Origin of the sequence: Streptomyces sp. HUAS TT7, from assembly GCF_051550175.1 — a bacterium.
Lineage (GTDB): Bacteria > Actinomycetota > Actinomycetes > Streptomycetales > Streptomycetaceae > Streptomyces.
In genome coordinates this window covers 7,964,346-7,982,118 of the sequence record NZ_CP196175.1, presented here as the reverse complement: position 1 = coordinate 7,982,118, position 17,773 = coordinate 7,964,346, and the positions used below count along the sequence as shown (strand labels likewise).

Sequence of the window (17,773 nt, the reverse complement as noted above, 5' to 3'; positions counted from 1 at the left end):
TCCGGTCAACCGGCGGCCGGCGGGCGCACGATGTGGCGCGGCGGCGTGTAGAGGTGTTCGCCGACACGTTTCACCAGGCGCGCCATTTCGTACGCGATGAGCCCGATGTCGGTGGTGAGCGAGGACAGCACGGCGAGGCAGGAGCCGTCTCCGGCGGCCGCGACGAAGAGGAAGCCGTCGTCCATCTCGACCATGGTCTGGCGCACTCCCCCGACGTGGAAGTGGCGTCCGGCTCCCTTGGCGAGGCTGTGGAATCCGGAGGCGACGGCGGCGAGGTGTTCGGCGTCCTCGCGGGTCAGGGCGCTGGAGGCGCCGACGGCGAGGCCGTCGTTGGACAGGACGACGGCGTGCCGGACCTCGCCCGCCCGCATGACCAAGTCGTCCAGCAGCCAGTCGAGTTCGCCGGAGCCGGAGCGGGACCCGCAGCGGGCCTCGGAGCCGGGTGCCGCCCCGGTGTGGTGCGGGGTGTCGAGCCTCTGGTGGTCGATCATGCGCGGTCTCCTTCGCTCGGGTGGCCGGCGCCGGGCTCGCCCGGTGCGGGGGTGCTTGTGCGGGCGGCGGCGCCGCGGGCCCAGCCACCCATGTAGGCCGTCATGCGGTCGCGGGCCTGCTCGGGGGTGGGCGAGGCGGCGTCCGGGCCGGTGTCGGGTTCGGGGACGGGGGCCTCGCGCAGTTGGGGGGCGAGGCTCGCCTGGCGTACCCGGCGCGGAAGTCCGGCCTCCGCGCCGTCCGGGGCGATGCTGCGGGCCCGCTGGCGCAGCGTGGTGACGCCGGGCGGTTCGGGCCGGGCGGCCGGGGGTGCCTGCTGGGCGACCAGGGCCGGCCGGGGCGGTTCTTCGAGGGGCACCTCGATCCTCCTGCGGGGTTCGTCGCGCGGCCGGTCCTCGCGCCGGGCGGTGGCCCGCGCGGGCTGGGGGGCGGCTGCGACGGCGGCCTGGAGGAGGCCGGTCGGGAGCAGCACGACCGCGGTGGTGCCGCCGTACGGCGAGGTCCGCAGATGGACCTTGATGGCGTGGCGGGCGGCGAGGCGGCTCACGACGAACAGGCCGAGCCGGTCGCTGTCGAAGAGGTCGAGCGCCTCGGACTGCTCGATCCTGCGGTTGGCCTCGGCGAGGGATTCGTCGCCCATGCCGAGCCCGCGGTCCTCGATTTCGAGGGCGTAGCCGTTGCCGACCGGCTCGCCCGTGACCCGCACCTTGGTGTGCGGGGGCGAGAACTGGGCGGCGTTCTCGACGAGTTCGGCCAGCAGGTGGGTGAGGTCGGCGACGGCGCCGCCGGTGACGGCGGCCTCGGGGAGCCGGCGCACTTCCACCCGGGCGTAGTCCTCGATCTCGGAGACCGCGGCCCGTACGACATTGGTGAGCGGTACCGGCACGCTCCAAGCGCGGCCGGGCGCGGCGCCGGACAGGATGATCAGGGATTCGGCGTGCCGGCGCATGCGGGTGGTGAGGTGGTCGAGGCGGAAGAGGTCGCCCAGTTCCGCGGGGTCGTCGGCGCGCCTCTCCATGCGGTCCAGCAGATTGAGCTGGCGGTGGACGAGGACCTGGCTGCGGCGGGCGAGGTTGACGAAGACGCCGGAGATGCCGCTGGCCAGTTCGGCGCGTTCGACGGCGGCGTGCAGGGCGGCCCGGTGGACGGTGCCGAGGGCCTCGCCCACCTGGGCTATCTCGTCCCGCGGGGGCGGCCCGGGCGGCGCCTCGGCCTGGATGTCGAGTTCCTCGCCGGACCTCAACCGGCCCATGGCAGTGGGGAGTTTGCGCCGGGCGATCTCCAGGGCGCTGTTGCGAAGGCTGATCAGTTCGACGACTAGGCCGCGTCCGATGCGTACGGAGATGACGAGGGAGGCGGCGACGGCGGCGAGGCCGAACAGGACGGCGGCGCCGCCCGCGGTGAGCAGTCCGCGGCCGATCGGGTCGGCACGGTCGGCGGCGCTCGCCCCTGCGCCGGTCTCGATGTCGCGCATGCCCTTCTGCACGGCGGAGAGGACGGCGTCCCAGGCGGCGGGGTCCACGGCGGTGGCGGCGGCACGCCCCGGCTCGGCGGACTGGATCTTGTCCTCGGCGGTGCCGAGGGAGGCGTAGGCGCTCTGCCCGCTGAGCGTGGCCCAGGCGGTGTGTTCGGGGCCGGTCAGGTCGGCGGTGGCGCCGGCGGTGAGGGTGCGGCGGCTGTCGACGGCGCCGGTCAGGCGGCGCAGGTGCTCGGCCGTGAAGGTGCGGCCGAGCTGCGCGGAGGACACCAGCGCGTCCTCGCGGGCCAGCATTTCGCCGGCCCGGCCGAACTCGTAGAGGACGCGTGCGCCGGAGCCGAGGGCCGGGGCCCGGACGTCGGCGAGCGCGCCGTCGACATCGAAGCCCGCGCCGATGGTGTCGGTGTACCGCTGGTAGGCGGCGTCCCAGCCGGTGGAGCGGTCGTGGACGCCGGTGCGCAGCGCGGGCAGTTTCAGGGCCTCGGCGACGAAGGCGCGCAGCCGGTCGCTCACGCCTGCGGGCAGGTCGCCCGCGTCGGCGACGGTGTGTTTCTGGTCGAGCCTCAGCCTGCCGATCGCGGTGTCGGTGCGCTTGGCCTGCTGGTCGAGTTCGGCGGCCCGGTCGTCGGCGGGAGCCGCCAAGTACCGTACGGCTGAGCGCCGTTCCGCCTGGAGCTCGGCGACGGCCGCCGCGACCGGGGTGCGGACCTGTTCGTCGACGCGGCGCGACTGGCGCAGCGCGGACACGTCCTGGGCGGTGGTGACGGTGGCGAAGCCCCACAGGGCGAGCAGTGAGACGACGGGCACCATCAGGAGCGAGACGATCTTGGCGCGTACGGTGCGCGGCCGCAGCCGCCACACGGCCTCGGTCTCCTGGGGCGCGGGAGGTTCCCCGAGGGTGTGTTCGTCGGCGGCAGGCGGTCCTGCGTGGGCGCGTCGCCCGCGGGCGCCCACCGGGATCGGCGGCGCGGCGTCCGGGGCCTTGCGGGGTATGCGCACGGATCTCCTCGCTTACGGATGAGGGCCAACTACCGGACAGTGCACGGCAGTTCAGGAGGTGGGGGCGAGTTGTTCGGCCAAGGCGTACTCGGCGCGTTCGCGGGCCGTCGGGGAGAGGGCGACGAAGGCGGCGGTGATGAAGAGGTAGGACCCGAGGCCGACGGCGAGGGGGAAGATGAACTGCATCGCCGTCGCCCCGGGCAGCTCGGAGCCGCTCGGCGCGACGTCCACGCTCACCGAGATCATTCCCGTGTAGTGCATGCTGCTGACGGCCGCGCCCATCACCAGGGAGGCGACGGCCACCGCGATCGGCGATTTGATGTTGAGCCCGGCCCATAGGGCGGCGGTCGCGGCGACCACCGCGATGACGACGGAGAGCGCGACGAGCACGGGGTCGTAGTGAACCTGTCCGTGCAGCCTGAGGGCCGCCATGCCGAGGTAGTGCATGCCCGCGACACCGAGTCCGGTGGCGAGGCCGCCGAGCAGCAGCGAGCGGGTGCGGTCCTTGCCGTAGCCGACGGCGAAGACCCCGGCGCCGACGAAGACCATGGCGACGAGGAGGCTCAGGATGGTCAGGAGCACGTTGTAGCGGATGTCGGTGCCGGTGACGGCAAAGCCGAGCATCGCGACGAAGTGCATCGTCCAGATGCCGGTGCCGATGGCGGACGCGGCGGTGATCAGCCAGTTGCGCCGGGAACGCCCGCTCGCCCCCAGGGCGCGAACGGTGCAGCGCAGCCCGAGGGCGGCGCCTATGCAGGCCATCACGTACGACAGCACGGGGGTAAGCCAGCCGAAGGCGGCGTGGTCCAGGTGTCCCATGGCCCAGGGACGCTAGTCCGGGGAGGGGCGCACGACGGGGGCGCAGTTCGAAAGCTGTTGGAATATGACGAAGAGATGTTCCAGAGCGACCACCCTTTGTTCGAACCTGCCCACCACAGTCGGTTTTCAGCCACCACCGGATCAGTGCCCCATGAGGGATCATGACGGTATGGCCGAAGACCACACACACGTTCAGGAATTCTTCGCCGCCCGGGCGGCCGACTGGGACCGCAAGTTCCCCGACGACGGCCCGGCCTATGCCGCGGCCGTCGCGGAACTCGGCCTCGCGCAGGGCGATGCCGTCCTCGACGCGGGCTGTGGAACGGGCCGCGCCCTGATGCCGCTGCGCGCCGCGGTCGGCCCCGAGGGCACCGTCCTCGGGGCGGACCTCACGCCTGAAATGCTCGCCGAAGCCGTACGGGCCGGGCGCGACCGGTATGCCGTCCTGCTGCACGCGGATGTGGCCCTGCTGCCGTTGCGTACGGCGTCCGTCGACGTCGTGTTCGGCGCCGGGCTGATCTCACATCTGCCCGAACCAGCCCGGAATCTAAGGGAGTTGGCGCGGGTCACGCGCCCCGGCGGCCGCCTCGCCCTGTTCCACCCGATCGGCCGGGCCGCACTCGCCGCGCGCCAGGGCCGCCGGATCACCGACGACGACCTGCGGGCGGAGCCCCGGCTGCGCCCGCTGCTCGCCTCGGCCGGCTGGCGGCTGATGTCGTACGCCGACGAGGACGAGCGCTACCTCGCGGTGGCCGTGCGCGAGGAGTGAAAGCCGTCAGCCCAGCCCGGCCACTTCGCGCACGAAGGCGGCCGGGTTGTCGAACATGATGTTGTGGCCGGCGTCCGGAACCGTCACGACCCGGACGCCGGAGCCGACGAGCTCGGTGCGACCGGGCAGAGAGTCGTCGAGCCCGCCCACCAGATAGGTGCGGTCGACCGGCAGCTTCATGAGGAGCTCGCGCATCGTCGGCTCCGTGCCGCGCACGAGGCCGACGGCCGTGCGGTGCAGGCCGAGCGGGTCGGCGAGCCGCATGGTCGCCGCCCACAGCGGGCCGATGCGTCCGAGCACCGCCGCGAAGCCGCCGCCGTGCACGAATTCCTCCTCGGTGTACGAGGCGATGCCGCTGCTGCCCGCCGTCGGCGCCGGGTTGGGGTCGAGGTTGGCCTCGGCAAGCACGAGCCGCGTGACCAGGTCGGGGCGGCGGTCGGCGAGCACGATGGCGACCGCGCCGCCCATGCTGTGCGCCACCAGCTGGGCCCCGGTGACGCCCGCCGCGTCGAGGGCCGCCGCGAGCGCGCCCGCGTGGTCCTCCAGGGTGTAGCCAAAGTCGGCGGGCCGGTCGCTGATGCCGTGGCCGGGCAGATCGACGAAGAGCCGGCGGCGGCCCGCGAGCGCGGGATGCCCGGCGATGTGCGCGTGATAGACGGCCGACATGGAACCCAGGCCGTGCACATACACGAGCGCGGGCCCCTCCCCCTCGCCCTCCGTCCACCGGATCCGGCTGCCCCGCCCGTCGAACTCCGCCTGCCGCATGACGCACTCCCCGTCGCTGGTCGCTTCCTTCGAACGAGACCATACATCGGCTACGCAGTACTGTGCCACCGATGTACACCATGCATGAGGCAGAATGCGGGCATGCTCGAACTCGCGATCCTGGGATTCCTCTACGAAGCGCCGCTGCACGGCTACGAGCTGCGCAAGCGCATCACCGCGCTCACCGGCCATGTGCGCCCGGTCGGCGAGAGCACGCTCTATCCGGCGATCAAGCGCCTGGAGAAGGCGGGACTGCTGGCCCGCGAGACCCAGCCGGGGGCGGCGGCCGCACCCCGGCACATGCTCACCCTGACCGAGGCCGGCCGCCAGGATCTGCTGCACCGGCTCGCCGAACCGGACCGCCTCGATGTCACCGACGAGAACCGCTGGTTCACGCTGCTCGCGTTTCTGCGCCATCTGCCGGACCCGGCCGAGCAGTCGGCCGTACTGCGCCGCAGGCTGGCCTTCCTGGAGGAGCCCGCGAGTTTCTTCTACGACGGCGAACGGCCCATCGCCGCAGAGGAGTTGAACGACCCGTTCCGGCGCGGCATCCTCACGATCGCCCGGGCCACCAGCGCTGCGGAGCTCAAGTGGCTCCGCACGACGCTGCGTTCACTGGAGTGAGCCGGGCTCACTCGCCTTCGGTCGCCTTGAGATGCGGTACGGGACAGCCGCGTACGCCCGGCGTCGGAAACGTGCCGAGCTCCGGCACGCGGTAGCCCTTGGGGTAGCCCTTGACCTCGGGGTTCTGCCGCGCGTGATGAGGAACGGAGCGCGGCGGGAGCAGGCGTACGGCGCGGGCCCGCAGGCGCAGCGCGCCGCGGACCAGGGTCCGGGCGGCGGGGGCGGGCGGGGCGTAACGGAACGCCCGCAGCAGCGAGTCGTCGAGCAGCGCGAGGCTCGCGGTGCGCAGCACAGGGGCCAGCGGCTTCGGATACCACGAGGCCATCAGATCGATGGTCGCGTCGGACACCCGCCGCGCCCCCTCGTCGAAGCCGAAGTGGGCGGCCTCGTACTCGTCGAGGCAGCGCTCGAACTCCTCGTAGGACTCCGGGATGTCCTTGATGCCCATGTGCTTGCCGAGGGTCTGGTAGTAGCGGGCCGAGGCGCGCAGTTCGTGGTCGCTCAGGCGCCGCCAGCCGTAGGAGTCCATCCAGCGCTTGGGCATGACGACGAAGGTGCAGAGCACGTAGCGCATGTCGTCGTCGCTGATGTCGTACGAGCGGTGCATCTGGTTGATGCGACGCACGGCGGTGCGTCCGCCCACGCTGTCGAAGCCGTGCTCGACGACGGTGTCGAGGAGGAGGACGGTGTCGTCGTACCTCTTCTGCGGACGGTCCGTCAGTTCCGCTGTCTCGGCGAGGAGCCGGCCGATGCTGGGCACGGCGTAGGTGCGGTACAGCGCGAGCTCCAGGGCGCGCGTGTAGTCCCAGGGGAATTCCAGCGTCGAGGACATCCGGTAGATCGCGAGGAAGTCCCGTTCGGGGTCGAGCCGCTGGATTTCCTTGAGCCGGTCGAAGCGAGTCACCGCTGCCCCCTATGTGTCGACGGAGGTTCAACCCTACGTTGGACAGGACCGTTTGAGAGATCGGCGCTGCCGCGTTGCGGCCGGGTCGCCCCCGGGAATCCAGGTGACTCCCGGGGAATCCAGGGAAGGTGGTCCTGATGTTCGGGAGATTCCGGAAGCCGGCCCGGTCGCAAGCGGCCGACGATCGCCACCACAACATCTTCGAGGCGGCGGCCGCGTATGTCGCGGCCTGTGCGGAGGACGACCAGGACGCGCTCGACGAGGCGGCGGGCTGGGTCTCGCCGGAGGCCCTCTCCTTCGGGGTGCGCGAGCTTGCGTGCCGGGCGGTCATCGCGCTGGCCCGCGACCGCGACGAGTCCCCGAGCGCGGTCGTCCAGGAGCTGATGGGCCTGCCGACGGCTTGAGGAGAGCGCCCGCGGGTTGATGGTTCGCGACCCTCGACGTCCGCGTTACCCACTGGTTAAGGTGCGCCGACGAGCGAACCGAAGGGGAGGATTCCGTGACCGGGACGGACGAGGCCGAAGCGGCCGCAACCGCCGCAGACGAGGCGCTGTACGTGCTCACGGCGGTGCTGCTGACGCCGGCGCAGTTCCCGAGCGTGCTCGGCGACGACTACCCCGAGGCGTGCGCGGCGCTCGGCCTCGGGCCGTACGCCCAGGGCTACGGTCTCGTCCTCGGCCAGGACGGCGCGGGCGCCCGCTGGACGGTGGTCGTCGACGACGTGTCGCTGGTGGCGGTCGCGATCGCGTCCTGGGACTGCGGCATGGAGTACGAGCTGTCGCCGGACGAGCGCACGGTGGTGGCGGCCCTGCCGGGCTGGCCCCTCGAACTGGCCATCTCGGCCCCGGACGTCCCGGCCCCGCACGACCCCGACCCCGGCCCCGAAGCAGAGGGCCGGGCTCCGCTCACACCCCCCGACACGACCGAGTGGGGCCCGGCCCAGCGCCGCCTCGGCGCGGACGAGGTCGCGCTGCAGTGGGCGGCGTGGCGGGAACAGCTGGGGGACGACGCGTTCGGGCCGGCACCGCAGAACACGACAGGCTCCGGCTCCGGCGAGGGCAACGGCGACCGCTCCCCCGTTGCGAGTCGCGCACCGCACGAGGACCCCGCGGTGTCCGCCTCCTCGGACGAGGATTCCCCCGCCCCGGGTGACGCCGACGACACCGAGACCCGCGGAGCCACCAGCGGTACAGAGGGCTCCGCGAACCCTGCCCCGGACCCGGACGCCACCGAACTCCCCGACCATGGAGCCGAGTTGTCCGGGGTCCGACGCGTGCTGGCCGAGCTGCGCGGCTACCTCGACTCCGCGCCGCCCGTCGGCCGCGTCCGCTCGGCCTTCGCCCCGGGCGGCGCCCGCACGCTGCGCGCCGACGGCCCAGGCTGGTCCCTGGTCGCCAGGACGGACGACATCGCCTTCGTCCTGCTCGACGAGTGCCCCGGCGAGGTGCACCCCGTGGGCCGCGGCACGGAACTGCCCGCCCTCCTCGAAGCGCTGGAGGCCATGGCCGTACGGCCGTCGTGAGGCGCGGTTGCCGCCTCGCCGGACCGGACCCCGGCCAGGCGTTCGGCACCACCATGCCTACGATCGCCCCCGGCGCTTCGATCCGATCGAGTGCCGGACGAGGCGCACCACGCAGAGCGGGCACGACGGGGAGGAACCGACATGGCAGGCAAGGCCGTTGACGGAGGCAAGGCCGGGAACCCGGACGAGGATGCCTCGGGCGGGCAGGACGTGGTGTGCCGGCCCGTCGGCTGGGTGGTCGGCGGGCGGGCCGAGGTCGCCGATGATCACTGGGACCGCGAGACGGCCGTGATCCGGCTCGACGCGGAGCAGTTCGGACCCGAGGCGCTGTACGGTCTCGCGGACTTCTCGCATCTCGAAGTGGTCTTCCACTTCGACCGGGTGGCTCCCGAGAAGATCGAGTCCGGCGCGCGGCGCCCGCGCGGCAACCCGGACTGGCCGCTGGTCGGGATCTTCGCCCAGCGCGGCAAGAACCGCCCCAACCGCCTCGGCGTCTCGCGCTGCCGTCTCCTCGCGGTCGAGGGTCTGGAGGTGCGGGTCGCGGGACTCGACGCGGTGGACGGCACGCCGGTGCTCGACATCAAGCCGCACATGACCGAGTTCGGCCCGCGCGGCGAGACCGCACAGCCGGAGTGGTCGGTGGAGCTGATGCGGGAGTACTACGAGTGACTCGGGTGCGGGTCGGGGAGTGACGCAGGCGAGCGGTACGCCCGCTGTCCCCACCCGTGCCACCATCTCGGGCAGCGCGGGCGACCGGCCCGCACCTGCCTCAACTCCCGCGCACCACACCCCAGTTGAGCCCCCCCTCGGCGCCAAATGCCCTAAACGCGCTCAAGCGCCCGGTGCGGGCCCGCCGGCAGTTCGGCCGTGATCGGGTCGCCCGGGCGGATCTCGCCGCCCGTGCGGACCACGCTCATGATTCCGGCCTTGCGGACTATGGTGCCGTCGGCGTCGCGGCCGACGACCTGCTTCAGGAGGCCGCTTTGGAAGCCATCGATCTGGAGGCACGGGTTGCGCAGGCCGGTGACCTCGACGACCGCCTCGGCACCGATGTGCAGCAGGGTGCCGGTCGGCAGGCCGAGGAGGTCGATGCCCTGCGTCGTCACGTTCTCGCCGAGCTGCCCGGGGGCGACCTCGAAGCCCTGCTCGGCGACCTCGGCGAACAGTTCCCCGTGGATCAGGTGGACCTGGCGCAGGTTCGGCTGCGTCGGGTCCTGGGCGACACGCGAGCGGTGCTTGACCGTCGCGCCCGCGTGGACGTCCCCCTCCACCCCGAGCCCGGGCAGCAGCGTGATGCTGTCCCGGTTCGGCTTGGTGAACGAGTACTCACCGTTGCTGCTGACCGCCGTGACCGTGCCCTTGGTGCCGCTCATCGCGCGGAGCTCCCCTCTGCCGTGACAATGATCGGCCCGAGCCTATCCGGCAGGTCAGGGGGCATCCAGGGGCTGCCTAGCGGCCGAGCTCCTTGCGGGATATGTTCCGCAGCCTGCGGCGCTGGCTCGGGTCCAGCATCAGGTAGGCCGCCACGGGGACGCCGATCAGCACCAGCAGCGAGAGCCAGAAACCGATCAGCGGGATCAGGATGAGCCCCGCCACGACTCCACCGGCGGCGATCATCGCGCGCTTCGACATGTCCGTCGCCTTCCTTTTCGCGGCCTGTGGCCGCTCTTCCTGTCCAGAGAACGCACGGCGGCGCCCGCTGGTTCCAGCTCTGCTTCCACTATGCGTCACTTCCGCAGCGGCGCGCCGACCTCGTGCATGTGACCCAGTGCCTGCCGGTAGGAGTCGGTCAGCGAGGTCTCCGCGTACGGGATGCCGAGGGCGGCGCAGTGGGCGCGGACCATCGGCTGGGCGAGCCTGAGGTGCGGGCGCGGCATGTTCGGGAAGAGGTGGTGCTCTATCTGGTAGTTCAGGCCGCCCAGGAGCCAGTCGGTGAGGAAGCCGCCGCGTACGTTGCGCGAGGTCAGGACCTGGCGGCGCAGATGACCCCAGGCCGAGTCCCCGGGGTCGTTCGGGTCGGGCATCTCCATGCCCTTGTGGTTGGGGGCGAAGGTCATGCCGAGGTGCAGACCGAACAGGGCGTGGTGCACCAGGGCGAAGGCCAGCGCCTTGCCCGGCGACATGACGCCCAGGAGCAGGGTCGCGTAACCGACGAGGTGGGCGATCAGGAGGGGCGCCTCCACGGCCCGCTCGCGGGGCGGCTGCCGCTTGAGGTCCTGGAATCCGTACGCCTTCAGGGCGATGCCCTCCAGGAGCAGCATCGGGAAGAAGAGACGGGCCTGGTTGCGGGTGAGCCAGCGGGCGAAGCCTTCGCGCTGCTCGGCCTGGCGCTGGGTCCACACGAGGGCGCCGACCCCGACGTCCGGGTCCTTGTCGATGTGGTTCGGGTTGGCGTGGTGGCGGTTGTGCTTGTCGTTCCACCAGGCGTAGCTCATGCCGAGCAGGAGGTCGCTGTGGAACAGGCCGATGAGCCGGCCCGCGCCCTTGCCCCGGGTGATCTGGGCGTGCCCCGCGTCGTGGCCGAAGAAGGCGCTGCGGGCCCAGAACACCGAGAACGGCACGGCGAGCAGCAGATTCCACCAGGTGTCGCCGGTCAGCACGATCCCGGCAACCGTCGCGGCCAGGGCAAGCAGGTTGACGGCGATGCGGGTCGCGTACCAGCCGGTGCGCCGGTCGAGCAGGCCCTGCCCCTTCACCGTCTTGAGCAGCGGAGCGAACTCGCTGCCCGCCCGCGGCTCGGCAGGGGCGCCGAGGCCCGTGGCGGGCTGCGGCATGGTCGCCTGTGACATGTCGTCTCCGGTGGTCGGTCGTCCCCCGCAGTCCCCTGCGCTGACCTGACCGAACGTACGGATCGGCACCCCTTGACGACCATGGAGCCACCACCCCTCTGCTCGCGGGGGCCTGCCCCGCGCCCATGGGTGGTGCTGGCAACACCCACTCGGATCGCATGTGACGCAGGCCACTCCCGCAAGGCCTCCGCCGGGCCGTCCCTTCCTGTACCCTCGGCCGCTCCGGCAACGTAGTCAAATTTGAGGAATGCGTTATCGCTGTGCAGAGGCTCCCCGCTCCCACACCGCCCCAGCTCGCCGAACTCGCCCGCTGTTCCGTGACCTTCCTGCCCGCCGACCCTTCCCGCACCGGCCTGATCGCCTTCTGGCACCCCGAGGGCGAAGAGCCCCCGGCCGCGCCCGGCACCGTCGAGGACCTCACCGTCGTCGGCCCGGACGCCACGCTCCACGACGTACGCGCCCTCCTGCTGCCCGTCCGCGACGCGCTGCCCGTGCTCACCCGGGCCCGCGCCTTTGCCCAGGCATCGCGCCCGGCCGCGTTCTGGGGCACGGCCGCCCTGCTCGCCCTTCAACTCGCCGCGCGGGGGCTGCTGTTGCCCGGCCTCACCGCGAGCGACCACGACGCGTGGCGGGTCGGTCCGCTCGGCGCCGACGAGCTGGACCAGGTGCGCGAGCTGGCCGCCGCGATGCCTCCCGAGGCACACGCCGTACCGCTCGACGCACCCGGACCCGTTCTCCTTCCGGAGCCAGAGCGGCTTCTGCGCGCCTTCCTCGACGCGGTCGCCGACGGCCTTCCGCGCACCCCCGCAGCCATGCGGGCCACCGGCACGCCGGCCTTCGCCGCCGAAGCGCCGCAGCGGCTGCCCGAGCAGCGGGCCTGGGCCGCCGATGTGGCCGCCGGACACGACGCGGGCGTACGGATCTCGCTGCGGGTGGAGCTGCCGGGGCTCGCCTCGGCCGATCCCGGGAGCGAGGGGCCGGTGTTCCGCGCAGTGCTCCAGATGCACAGCGTCAGCGATCCCGCGCTGGTCGCGGACGCCGCCGAGGTATGGGCCGGATCCGGCACGGCCGCCGCGTTCGGGCCCCGCTCCCGCATGGACGCGCTGCTCGCCCTGCGCCGGGCGGCCCGCGCCTGGGCCCCGCTGACCCCGCTGCTCTCGGCCGCCGTGCCGGACGCGGTCGAGCTCGCCGACGAGGAGGCGGCCGAGCTGCTCGGCGTTGCCTCGCGCACGCTGGCCGCGATCGGCGTGCAGGTGCACTGGCCGAAGGAGCTGTCCCGCAAGCTGACGGCGCGTGCGGTGATCGGCCCGCAGGACTCGCAGCACTCGCTCGACCCGCAGGGGCAGGGGGCCGGGCGCATCGAGTCCGGGGCGCCGTCGGTGTTGTCCGCCGACGCTCTGCTCGCGTTCGACTGGCGGTTCGCGCTGGGCGGCGCCGAGTTGTCCCGCCAGGAGCTGGACACGCTCGCCGAGGCGAACCGTCCCGTGGTGCGGCTGCGCGACCAGTGGGTGCTCGTCGACCCGGAGGAGGTGCGGCGCGCCCGCTCGGCCCAGGACCGCAAGGTGACCCCCGTCGACGCGCTCGCCGCCGTCCTGACCGGCTCGGCCGAGATCGACGGACGCCGCGTCGACGTCGAGGCGACCGGCTGGCTGGCCCGCCTGCGCGACCGGCTCGCCGACCCCGAGGGCGACCGCGAGCAGCCCGTCGCCCAACCGCCCGCGCTCACCGCCCAGTTGCGCGACTACCAGCTGCGCGGCCTCAACTGGCTTGCCGACATGACCTCGTTGGGCCTCGGCGGCTGTCTCGCCGACGACATGGGCCTCGGCAAGACGATCACGCTCATCGCCCTGCATCTGCACCGCCAGAGCGACCCGGCGACGGCGGGCCCGACCCTCGTCGTCTGCCCCACCTCCCTCATGGGCAACTGGCAGCGGGAGATCGAGAAGTTCGCGCCGGGCACGCCCGTGCGCCGCTTCCACGCGTCCTCCCGCTCGCTCGACTCGCTGTCCAACGGCGAGTTCGTGCTCACCACGTACGGCACGATGCGTCTGGACGCCGCGAAGCTGGCCGCCGCTCAGTGGGGCATGGTGGTCACCGACGAGGCCCAGCACGTCAAGAACCCGTACTCCGCGACGGCCAGAGCGCTGCGCACCATCGGAGCCCGGGCCCGGGTGGCGCTCAGCGGCACGCCCGTCGAGAACAACCTCTCCGAGCTGTGGGCGATCCTCGACTGGACCACGCCCGGACTGCTCGGCCGACTCGCCGCCTTCCGCACGAAGTACGCGTCCGCCGCCGAGAGCGGCTCCGACCCGGCGGCCGCCGAACGGCTCTCCCGGCTCGTGCGGCCCTTCCTGCTGCGCCGCCGCAAGTCCGACCCGGGCATCGCCCCCGAACTGCCGCCCAAGACCGAGACCGACCGGGCCGTCTCGCTCACCAAGGAGCAGACCGGTCTGTACGAGGCGGTGGTGCGCGAGACGCTCGCCGAGATCTCCGGCGCGGACGGCTTGGAGCGGCGCGGCCTGGTGATGAAGCTCCTCACCGGGCTGAAGCAGATCTGCAACCACCCCGCCCAGTACCTCAAGGAGGACAGCCCCAGGATCACCGGCCGCTCGGGGAAGCTGGAGCTGCTCGACGAACTCCTGGACACCATCCTCGCCGAGGACGGCTCGGTCCTCGTCTTCACCCAGTACGTACAGATGGCCCGGCTCATCGAGGAGCACCTGGCGGCGCGCGGTGTACCGACGCAGTTCCTGCACGGCGGCACGCCCGTGGAACGCCGCGAGGAAATGGTGCGGCGCTTCCAGGACGGTCAAGTCCCGGTGTTCCTGCTGTCGTTGAAGGCGGCGGGCACCGGCCTGAACCTCACTCGGGCCGGCCATGTCATCCACTACGACCGCTGGTGGAACCCCGCCGTCGAGGCGCAGGCCACCGACCGGGCGTATCGCATCGGCCAGACCCAGCCGGTCCAGGTGCACCGGCTGATCGCGGAGGGCACCGTCGAGGACCGGATCGCTCACATGCTGGACCGCAAGCGGGAGTTGGCGGATGCGGTGCTCGGCTCGGGCGAGTCCGCGCTGACCGAACTCTCCGATGCCGAGCTGACGGACCTGGTGGCACTGCGAGGGAGCGGACGATGAGCGACACGTACGAGAACGAGCGCACCTTCGAGCCGCTGCCGCCCGCGCACGGACGCGGCTTCGCGACCAGCTGGTGGGGTCTCGCCTGGCTGAAGGCACTGGAAGACACCGCGCTCGACGGTCAGCAGCTCAAGCAGGGGCGCCGGCTCGCCAGGGAAGGCGCGGTCGGCGCGGTGACGGTGCGGCCGGGCCGGATCACCGCGGTGGTACGCGACCGGGACGGCTCGCACCATCGCAGCGACGTGCTGCTCCAGGAGCTGGACGAGGACGACTGGGACCGCTTCCTGACGATGGCGGCGGAGCGCGCGGGGCACATCGCGGCGCTGCTCGACCGCGAGATGCCGCCCCACCTGGTGGAGGACGCGACGAGTGCCGGGGTCGAACTCCTCCCCTCAATAGGTGACTTGGAGCCCGAGTGCACCTGCGAGGCATGGGACCACTGCCCGCACACGGCGGCCCTCTGCTATCAGGTGGCGCGGCTCCTGGACCAGGATCCGTTCGTCCTGCTGCTGATGCGGGGCCGCGCGGAACGGCCGCTGCTCGACGCCCTGCAGGAGCGCAGTGCCGCCCCGATCGCGGACGAGCCCGCGACACCGCGGGGCGTCCCGGCCGAGGAGGCGTTCGCGGCCAGGGACATCGTGCCGCCGTTGCCCGCCCTGCCCCGGCTCCCACCGGAGCCGGGCGAGCCGCCGCACCTGGACACCGAGACCGCGCCGGAGCCGGGTGTCGACCCGGCGGCACTGGAGTTCCTGGCGGCTCACGCGGCGGCGCGGGCGCACCGCCTGCTGGCGGAGGCTCTGGCGAGCGGGCATGAACTCCACGCATTCGAAGCCGAATTGACGGAGGATCAGGATACGGTGCGCCTGGTCGCCGGCTGTCACGAAAGCCGGATCTCGGCACGGCTCGCCACCGCCTCGGGGCGTCGCCCGGCAGAGCTGGCGGCAGCGGTCCGCGCCTGGCAGCTCGGCGGAGCCGCGTCGCTCCGGGCTCTTGAGGAGGAGTGGACACCGGGTGCGGAGGAGCTGGCCCGGGCCGTCGCGGGGCTCGACCGCGCCTGGCCCGACGGCGAGCGCCCGGCGCTGCGGACGGCCGGCGGCAACCGCTGGACCGTGACCGGCCGGGACGCCCAGTTGCGGCTCGGCCACGACGGCCGGTGGTGGCCCTACCGCAGGGAGCGCGGCCGCTGGACCCCGGCGGGCCCGGCGGACCGGGACCCGGCGGCGGCACTGGAGACGATGCTGGCGGAGGGGGGCGCGGGCGGCTGAGCCGGGGCGGAGTGCGGGGGCGCTACGTGGCGGGGCAGACCCAGGCTCCACCGGCAGGGGCGCCGCGGGGCGGGTCGAACCCCGGGCGGCATGGGCGGCCGGGCTGAGCGCGGGTACGTCACAGCGCATGGCGGCCCAGGGCGCCACCGGAAGAGGAGGGCCACGGCCGTTCGCGCCGAACCGGACGCCCCGGCGCCTCCCGGGGTTCACCGCGCGGACAGCGGGAGTTCGCGCCCGCCTCCCAGGCTGTGGCTCGCCCCCCGCCCTGCCCGCCCTGCCCGCCCTGGAGGATGCGTGTCCCCTCGCGCCGTCGGACGGTCCGTCGCCGTCGCACTGCCGCTCGCCCTGCTGACCGCCGTCGCGGTCACCGGCCCCGCCGATGGCGCGCCCCGCACCGGCCACCGCCACCGCGACGCACAGGTCACCAACACGGCGGTCCTGGGCGACATCCCGCTCGGCACGTTCAGCAACGGGCTGCTCCCCGGCACGGTCGACAACGACCGCGGGATCCACCTCGGCGGCATCGGCAGCGACATCTACCCGGCCGAGCGCAAGGGCGAGTTCTGGACCGTCACCGACCGGGGCCCCAACGGCCAGATCAAGGTCGACGGCACCAAGCGGCGCACCTTCCCGGTGCCCGGGTTCGACCCGGCGATCGTGAAGGTGCGCGTCGAGGGCAGCGCCCTCAAGGTGCTCAAGTCGATCCCGGTCACGACCCGTTCGGGAGCGCCCGTCACCGGTCTGTCCAACCAGGCGGGCCACGACGAGGCGCCGTACGCCTACGACGCGCGGCAGCCCCTGGCGTACAACCCGAACGGTCTGGACACCGAGGGCATCGTGCGGGCGGGGGACGGCAGCTTCTGGCTGGCGGACGAGTACGGGCCCTCGCTGGTGCACGTCTCCGCGCGGGGCCAGGTGCTCACCCGATACGTGCCCAAGGACCTGAACCTGACCGGCACCGACTACCCCGTCGTCGAGGCACTGCCCGCGATCCTGACCCGGCGGAAGACCAACCGAGGTTTCGAGGGACTCGCCCAACTCCCGGGCGGGGACCTGGTGTTGGCGGTGCAGAGTCCCCTGTCGGTGCCGGACACGGCCGCCGGTGAGGGCTCGCGCAATGTGCGGCTGCTCCGCTTCTCGCCGCGCCGCCAGGCGGTCACGGCCGAGTACGCGTACCGTTTCGATCCGGTCGGCGTCGTCGACCCGGGCGAGGACGACACCTCTCAGCTGAAGATCTCCTCGGTCGTGGCGCTCGGGGGCGACCGGCTGCTCGTCGAGGAGCGCACGGACCGGGCCGCCCGCCTCCAGGAAGTGCGGCTGCCGCGCGGCGCCGGCCTCCTCGGCAGCCCGTGGGACAGCCCGGCCACCAGCCCCTCGTACGAGCAACTCGCCGATCCCGCAGCGGCCGGGGTGCCGGTGCTGCGCAAGAGGCTCGTCGTGGACCTCGGGAAGGTACCGGGCATCCCGGGCAAGATCGAGGGCGTCGCCCTGGCGGGCCCCGGCACCCTCGCCCTGATCAACGACAACGACTTCGGCATGACGGACGGCCCCGGCGCCTTCGACCCGTCGGGCCGCATCGTGGACAGCGGAGCAAGGACAAAGCTGCTGTACCTCCGACTCCCGCACTGATCAAGGGAGTCGGGCGCAGCTCTACCAGGGGCGCGGGGCTGTGAAATTGTGCGGCTCCGGCGCTTGAGGGGGGAGCAGAGAGGCTGGGAGGCGCGCTCACCCCGGTGCCCGGCCGGCCGACACCAGCCCCTCCACCCCGGAGGGGATCTCGCTCGGAAACCCGCTGGGCAGCACGGTGGGAAACCCGCTCGGCAACTCCGTCGGCAGGGAGGGGAGTTCGGACGGCAGAGCGGTGGGGAGCGAGGTCGGAAACCCGCTCGGCAGGCTCAGCGAAGGAGTCGGCGTCGGGCTCGCGGGACTGCTCCCGGCAGGGCCACGCGGCTTCTCGCTGCCGCCGCCCCGCGTGACCGCGAAGGCGATCGCGGCGATCGCCACGAAGGCCACCACGATCGCGACGGCGAGGAACGGGCCTCTGCGCCGTCCCCCACCCGGCGGCCGGGGCGGCGGATCCGGTGGCCCGAAGCCCCCTCCCGGCGGCGGTCCGAATCCCCGCCCGTACGGCGGACCGGGCGGCTTGGGCGGTACGGGCGGTGTGGCCATACCCTCCAGAGTCGGCGGAAAGGGGGCACCCCGCGACCCTTCTGC

Annotated in this window: 17 protein-coding genes; 8 read left to right on the top strand and 9 right to left on the bottom strand. The window is 73.0% G+C overall.

The window, feature by feature from the left end; all coding sequences use genetic code 11:
* Window positions 1-5 precede the first annotated feature (5 nt).
* From ACSHXC_RS36235 to ACSHXC_RS36225, 3 genes are read right to left on the bottom strand one after another with little or no spacing between them, the layout of a single operon-like run.
* A complete protein-coding gene (locus ACSHXC_RS36235; protein WP_438295576.1) occupies window positions 6-491 on the bottom strand; it encodes a roadblock/LC7 domain-containing protein in 486 nt (161 codons plus the stop codon).
* Entirely contained in the window at window positions 488-2,965 is a 2,478-nt protein-coding gene (locus tag ACSHXC_RS36230) for a sensor histidine kinase (protein WP_438295575.1), read from the bottom strand. The genes ACSHXC_RS36235 and ACSHXC_RS36230 overlap by 4 nt, the downstream gene beginning before the upstream one ends.
* A gap of 51 nt (window positions 2,966-3,016) precedes the next feature.
* The gene (locus ACSHXC_RS36225) at window positions 3,017-3,784 is read right to left on the bottom strand and encodes an MHYT domain-containing protein (protein ID WP_438295574.1); all 768 of its coding nucleotides are present in this window, start codon (window positions 3,782-3,784) and stop codon (window positions 3,017-3,019) included.
* A 169-nt stretch (window positions 3,785-3,953) separates the two neighbouring features.
* Between ACSHXC_RS36225 and ACSHXC_RS36220 the strand changes: the two genes are divergently transcribed.
* Window positions 3,954-4,553: a class I SAM-dependent methyltransferase gene (locus tag ACSHXC_RS36220; protein WP_438295573.1), complete on the top strand. Its 600-nt coding sequence runs from the start codon at window positions 3,954-3,956 to the stop codon at window positions 4,551-4,553.
* 6 nt (window positions 4,554-4,559) lie between these two features.
* Here the strand turns inward: ACSHXC_RS36220 and ACSHXC_RS36215 are convergent, their stop codons facing one another.
* Window positions 4,560-5,318 carry an alpha/beta fold hydrolase gene (locus ACSHXC_RS36215; RefSeq protein ID WP_438295572.1) on the bottom strand — a complete coding sequence of 253 codons (759 nt, stop codon included), beginning with the start codon at window positions 5,316-5,318 and terminating at the stop codon, window positions 4,560-4,562.
* 102 nt (window positions 5,319-5,420) lie between these two features.
* Here ACSHXC_RS36215 and ACSHXC_RS36210 point away from each other — a divergent pair, with 102 nt between their 5' ends.
* Window positions 5,421-5,942: a PadR family transcriptional regulator gene (locus ACSHXC_RS36210; protein ID WP_438295571.1), complete on the top strand. Its 522-nt coding sequence runs from the start codon at window positions 5,421-5,423 to the stop codon at window positions 5,940-5,942.
* 7 nt (window positions 5,943-5,949) lie between these two features.
* Here ACSHXC_RS36210 and ACSHXC_RS36205 read toward each other — a convergent pair whose 3' ends face one another.
* Window positions 5,950-6,846, bottom strand: coding sequence for an oxygenase MpaB family protein (locus ACSHXC_RS36205; protein WP_438295570.1), 897 nt, complete (start codon window positions 6,844-6,846; stop codon window positions 5,950-5,952).
* Window positions 6,847-6,983: 137 nt separating this feature from the next.
* On the opposite strand from ACSHXC_RS36205, the gene ACSHXC_RS36200 reads away from it, so the two are divergent.
* From ACSHXC_RS36200 to ACSHXC_RS36190, 3 genes are all read left to right on the top strand, one after another.
* Window positions 6,984-7,250, top strand: a complete 267-nt coding sequence (locus ACSHXC_RS36200; RefSeq protein ID WP_438295569.1) for a hypothetical protein — start codon at window positions 6,984-6,986, stop codon at window positions 7,248-7,250.
* 95 nt (window positions 7,251-7,345) lie between these two features.
* On the top strand, window positions 7,346-8,368 hold the full coding sequence (locus tag ACSHXC_RS36195; RefSeq protein WP_438295568.1) for a hypothetical protein: 1,023 nt from the start codon (window positions 7,346-7,348) through the stop codon (window positions 8,366-8,368).
* A 141-nt stretch (window positions 8,369-8,509) separates the two neighbouring features.
* Entirely contained in the window at window positions 8,510-9,037 is a 528-nt protein-coding gene (locus ACSHXC_RS36190) for an SAM-dependent methyltransferase (RefSeq protein WP_438295567.1), read from the top strand.
* A 152-nt stretch (window positions 9,038-9,189) separates the two neighbouring features.
* On the opposite strand, the gene ACSHXC_RS36185 is transcribed toward ACSHXC_RS36190, so the two are convergent.
* The 3 genes from ACSHXC_RS36185 to ACSHXC_RS36175 all read right to left on the bottom strand — a co-directional run bounded on the left by ACSHXC_RS36185 (window position 9,190) and on the right by ACSHXC_RS36175 (window position 11,142).
* A complete protein-coding gene (locus ACSHXC_RS36185; RefSeq protein WP_438295566.1) occupies window positions 9,190-9,741 on the bottom strand; it encodes an MOSC domain-containing protein in 552 nt (183 codons plus the stop codon).
* Window positions 9,742-9,817: 76 nt separating this feature from the next.
* Window positions 9,818-10,000, bottom strand: a complete 183-nt coding sequence (locus ACSHXC_RS36180) for a hypothetical protein (RefSeq protein WP_438295565.1) — start codon at window positions 9,998-10,000, stop codon at window positions 9,818-9,820.
* A 95-nt stretch (window positions 10,001-10,095) separates the two neighbouring features.
* Window positions 10,096-11,142 carry a fatty acid desaturase family protein gene (locus ACSHXC_RS36175; RefSeq protein ID WP_438297028.1) on the bottom strand — a complete coding sequence of 349 codons (1,047 nt, stop codon included), beginning with the start codon at window positions 11,140-11,142 and terminating at the stop codon, window positions 10,096-10,098.
* 275 nt (window positions 11,143-11,417) lie between these two features.
* On the opposite strand from ACSHXC_RS36175, the gene ACSHXC_RS36170 reads away from it, so the two are divergent.
* The 3 genes from ACSHXC_RS36170 (at window position 11,418) to ACSHXC_RS36160 (ending at window position 17,188) form a co-directional block, all read left to right on the top strand.
* The gene (locus ACSHXC_RS36170) at window positions 11,418-14,294 is read left to right on the top strand and encodes a DEAD/DEAH box helicase (protein ID WP_438295564.1); all 2,877 of its coding nucleotides are present in this window, start codon (window positions 11,418-11,420) and stop codon (window positions 14,292-14,294) included.
* Window positions 14,291-15,559, top strand: coding sequence for an SWF or SNF family helicase (locus ACSHXC_RS36165; protein WP_438295563.1), 1,269 nt, complete (start codon window positions 14,291-14,293; stop codon window positions 15,557-15,559). Before ACSHXC_RS36170 ends, ACSHXC_RS36165 begins: the two co-directional genes overlap by 4 nt.
* Before the next feature lie 294 nt (window positions 15,560-15,853).
* Window positions 15,854-17,188 (top strand): esterase-like activity of phytase family protein, encoded by a 1,335-nt coding sequence (locus ACSHXC_RS36160; protein WP_438295562.1) that lies wholly within the window; start codon window positions 15,854-15,856, stop codon window positions 17,186-17,188.
* Between the two features lie 96 nt (window positions 17,189-17,284).
* On the opposite strand, the gene ACSHXC_RS36155 is transcribed toward ACSHXC_RS36160, so the two are convergent.
* Entirely contained in the window at window positions 17,285-17,728 is a 444-nt protein-coding gene (locus tag ACSHXC_RS36155; protein WP_438295561.1) for a hypothetical protein, read from the bottom strand.
* Window positions 17,729-17,773 lie beyond the last annotated feature (45 nt).

What these genes read in the sequence shown, in the direction of transcription:
- ACSHXC_RS36235 (WP_438295576.1), bottom strand. Translation starts at nt 491, where the DNA reads ATGATCGACCACCAGAGGCTCGACACCCCGCACCACACCGGGGCGGCA.
- ACSHXC_RS36225 (WP_438295574.1), bottom strand. Translation starts at nt 3,784, where the DNA reads ATGGGACACCTGGACCACGCCGCCTTCGGCTGGCTTACCCCCGTGCTG.
- ACSHXC_RS36220 (WP_438295573.1), top strand. Translation starts at nt 3,954, where the DNA reads ATGGCCGAAGACCACACACACGTTCAGGAATTCTTCGCCGCCCGGGCG.
- ACSHXC_RS36215 (WP_438295572.1), bottom strand. Translation starts at nt 5,318, where the DNA reads ATGCGGCAGGCGGAGTTCGACGGGCGGGGCAGCCGGATCCGGTGGACG.
- ACSHXC_RS36210 (WP_438295571.1), top strand. Translation starts at nt 5,421, where the DNA reads ATGCTCGAACTCGCGATCCTGGGATTCCTCTACGAAGCGCCGCTGCAC.
- ACSHXC_RS36200 (WP_438295569.1), top strand. Translation starts at nt 6,984, where the DNA reads ATGTTCGGGAGATTCCGGAAGCCGGCCCGGTCGCAAGCGGCCGACGAT.
- ACSHXC_RS36190 (WP_438295567.1), top strand. Translation starts at nt 8,510, where the DNA reads ATGGCAGGCAAGGCCGTTGACGGAGGCAAGGCCGGGAACCCGGACGAG.
- ACSHXC_RS36185 (WP_438295566.1), bottom strand. Translation starts at nt 9,741, where the DNA reads ATGAGCGGCACCAAGGGCACGGTCACGGCGGTCAGCAGCAACGGTGAG.
- ACSHXC_RS36180 (WP_438295565.1), bottom strand. Translation starts at nt 10,000, where the DNA reads ATGTCGAAGCGCGCGATGATCGCCGCCGGTGGAGTCGTGGCGGGGCTC.
- ACSHXC_RS36175 (WP_438297028.1), bottom strand. Translation starts at nt 11,142, where the DNA reads ATGCCGCAGCCCGCCACGGGCCTCGGCGCCCCTGCCGAGCCGCGGGCG.
- ACSHXC_RS36165 (WP_438295563.1), top strand. Translation starts at nt 14,291, where the DNA reads ATGAGCGACACGTACGAGAACGAGCGCACCTTCGAGCCGCTGCCGCCC.
- ACSHXC_RS36155 (WP_438295561.1), bottom strand. Translation starts at nt 17,728, where the DNA reads ATGGCCACACCGCCCGTACCGCCCAAGCCGCCCGGTCCGCCGTACGGG.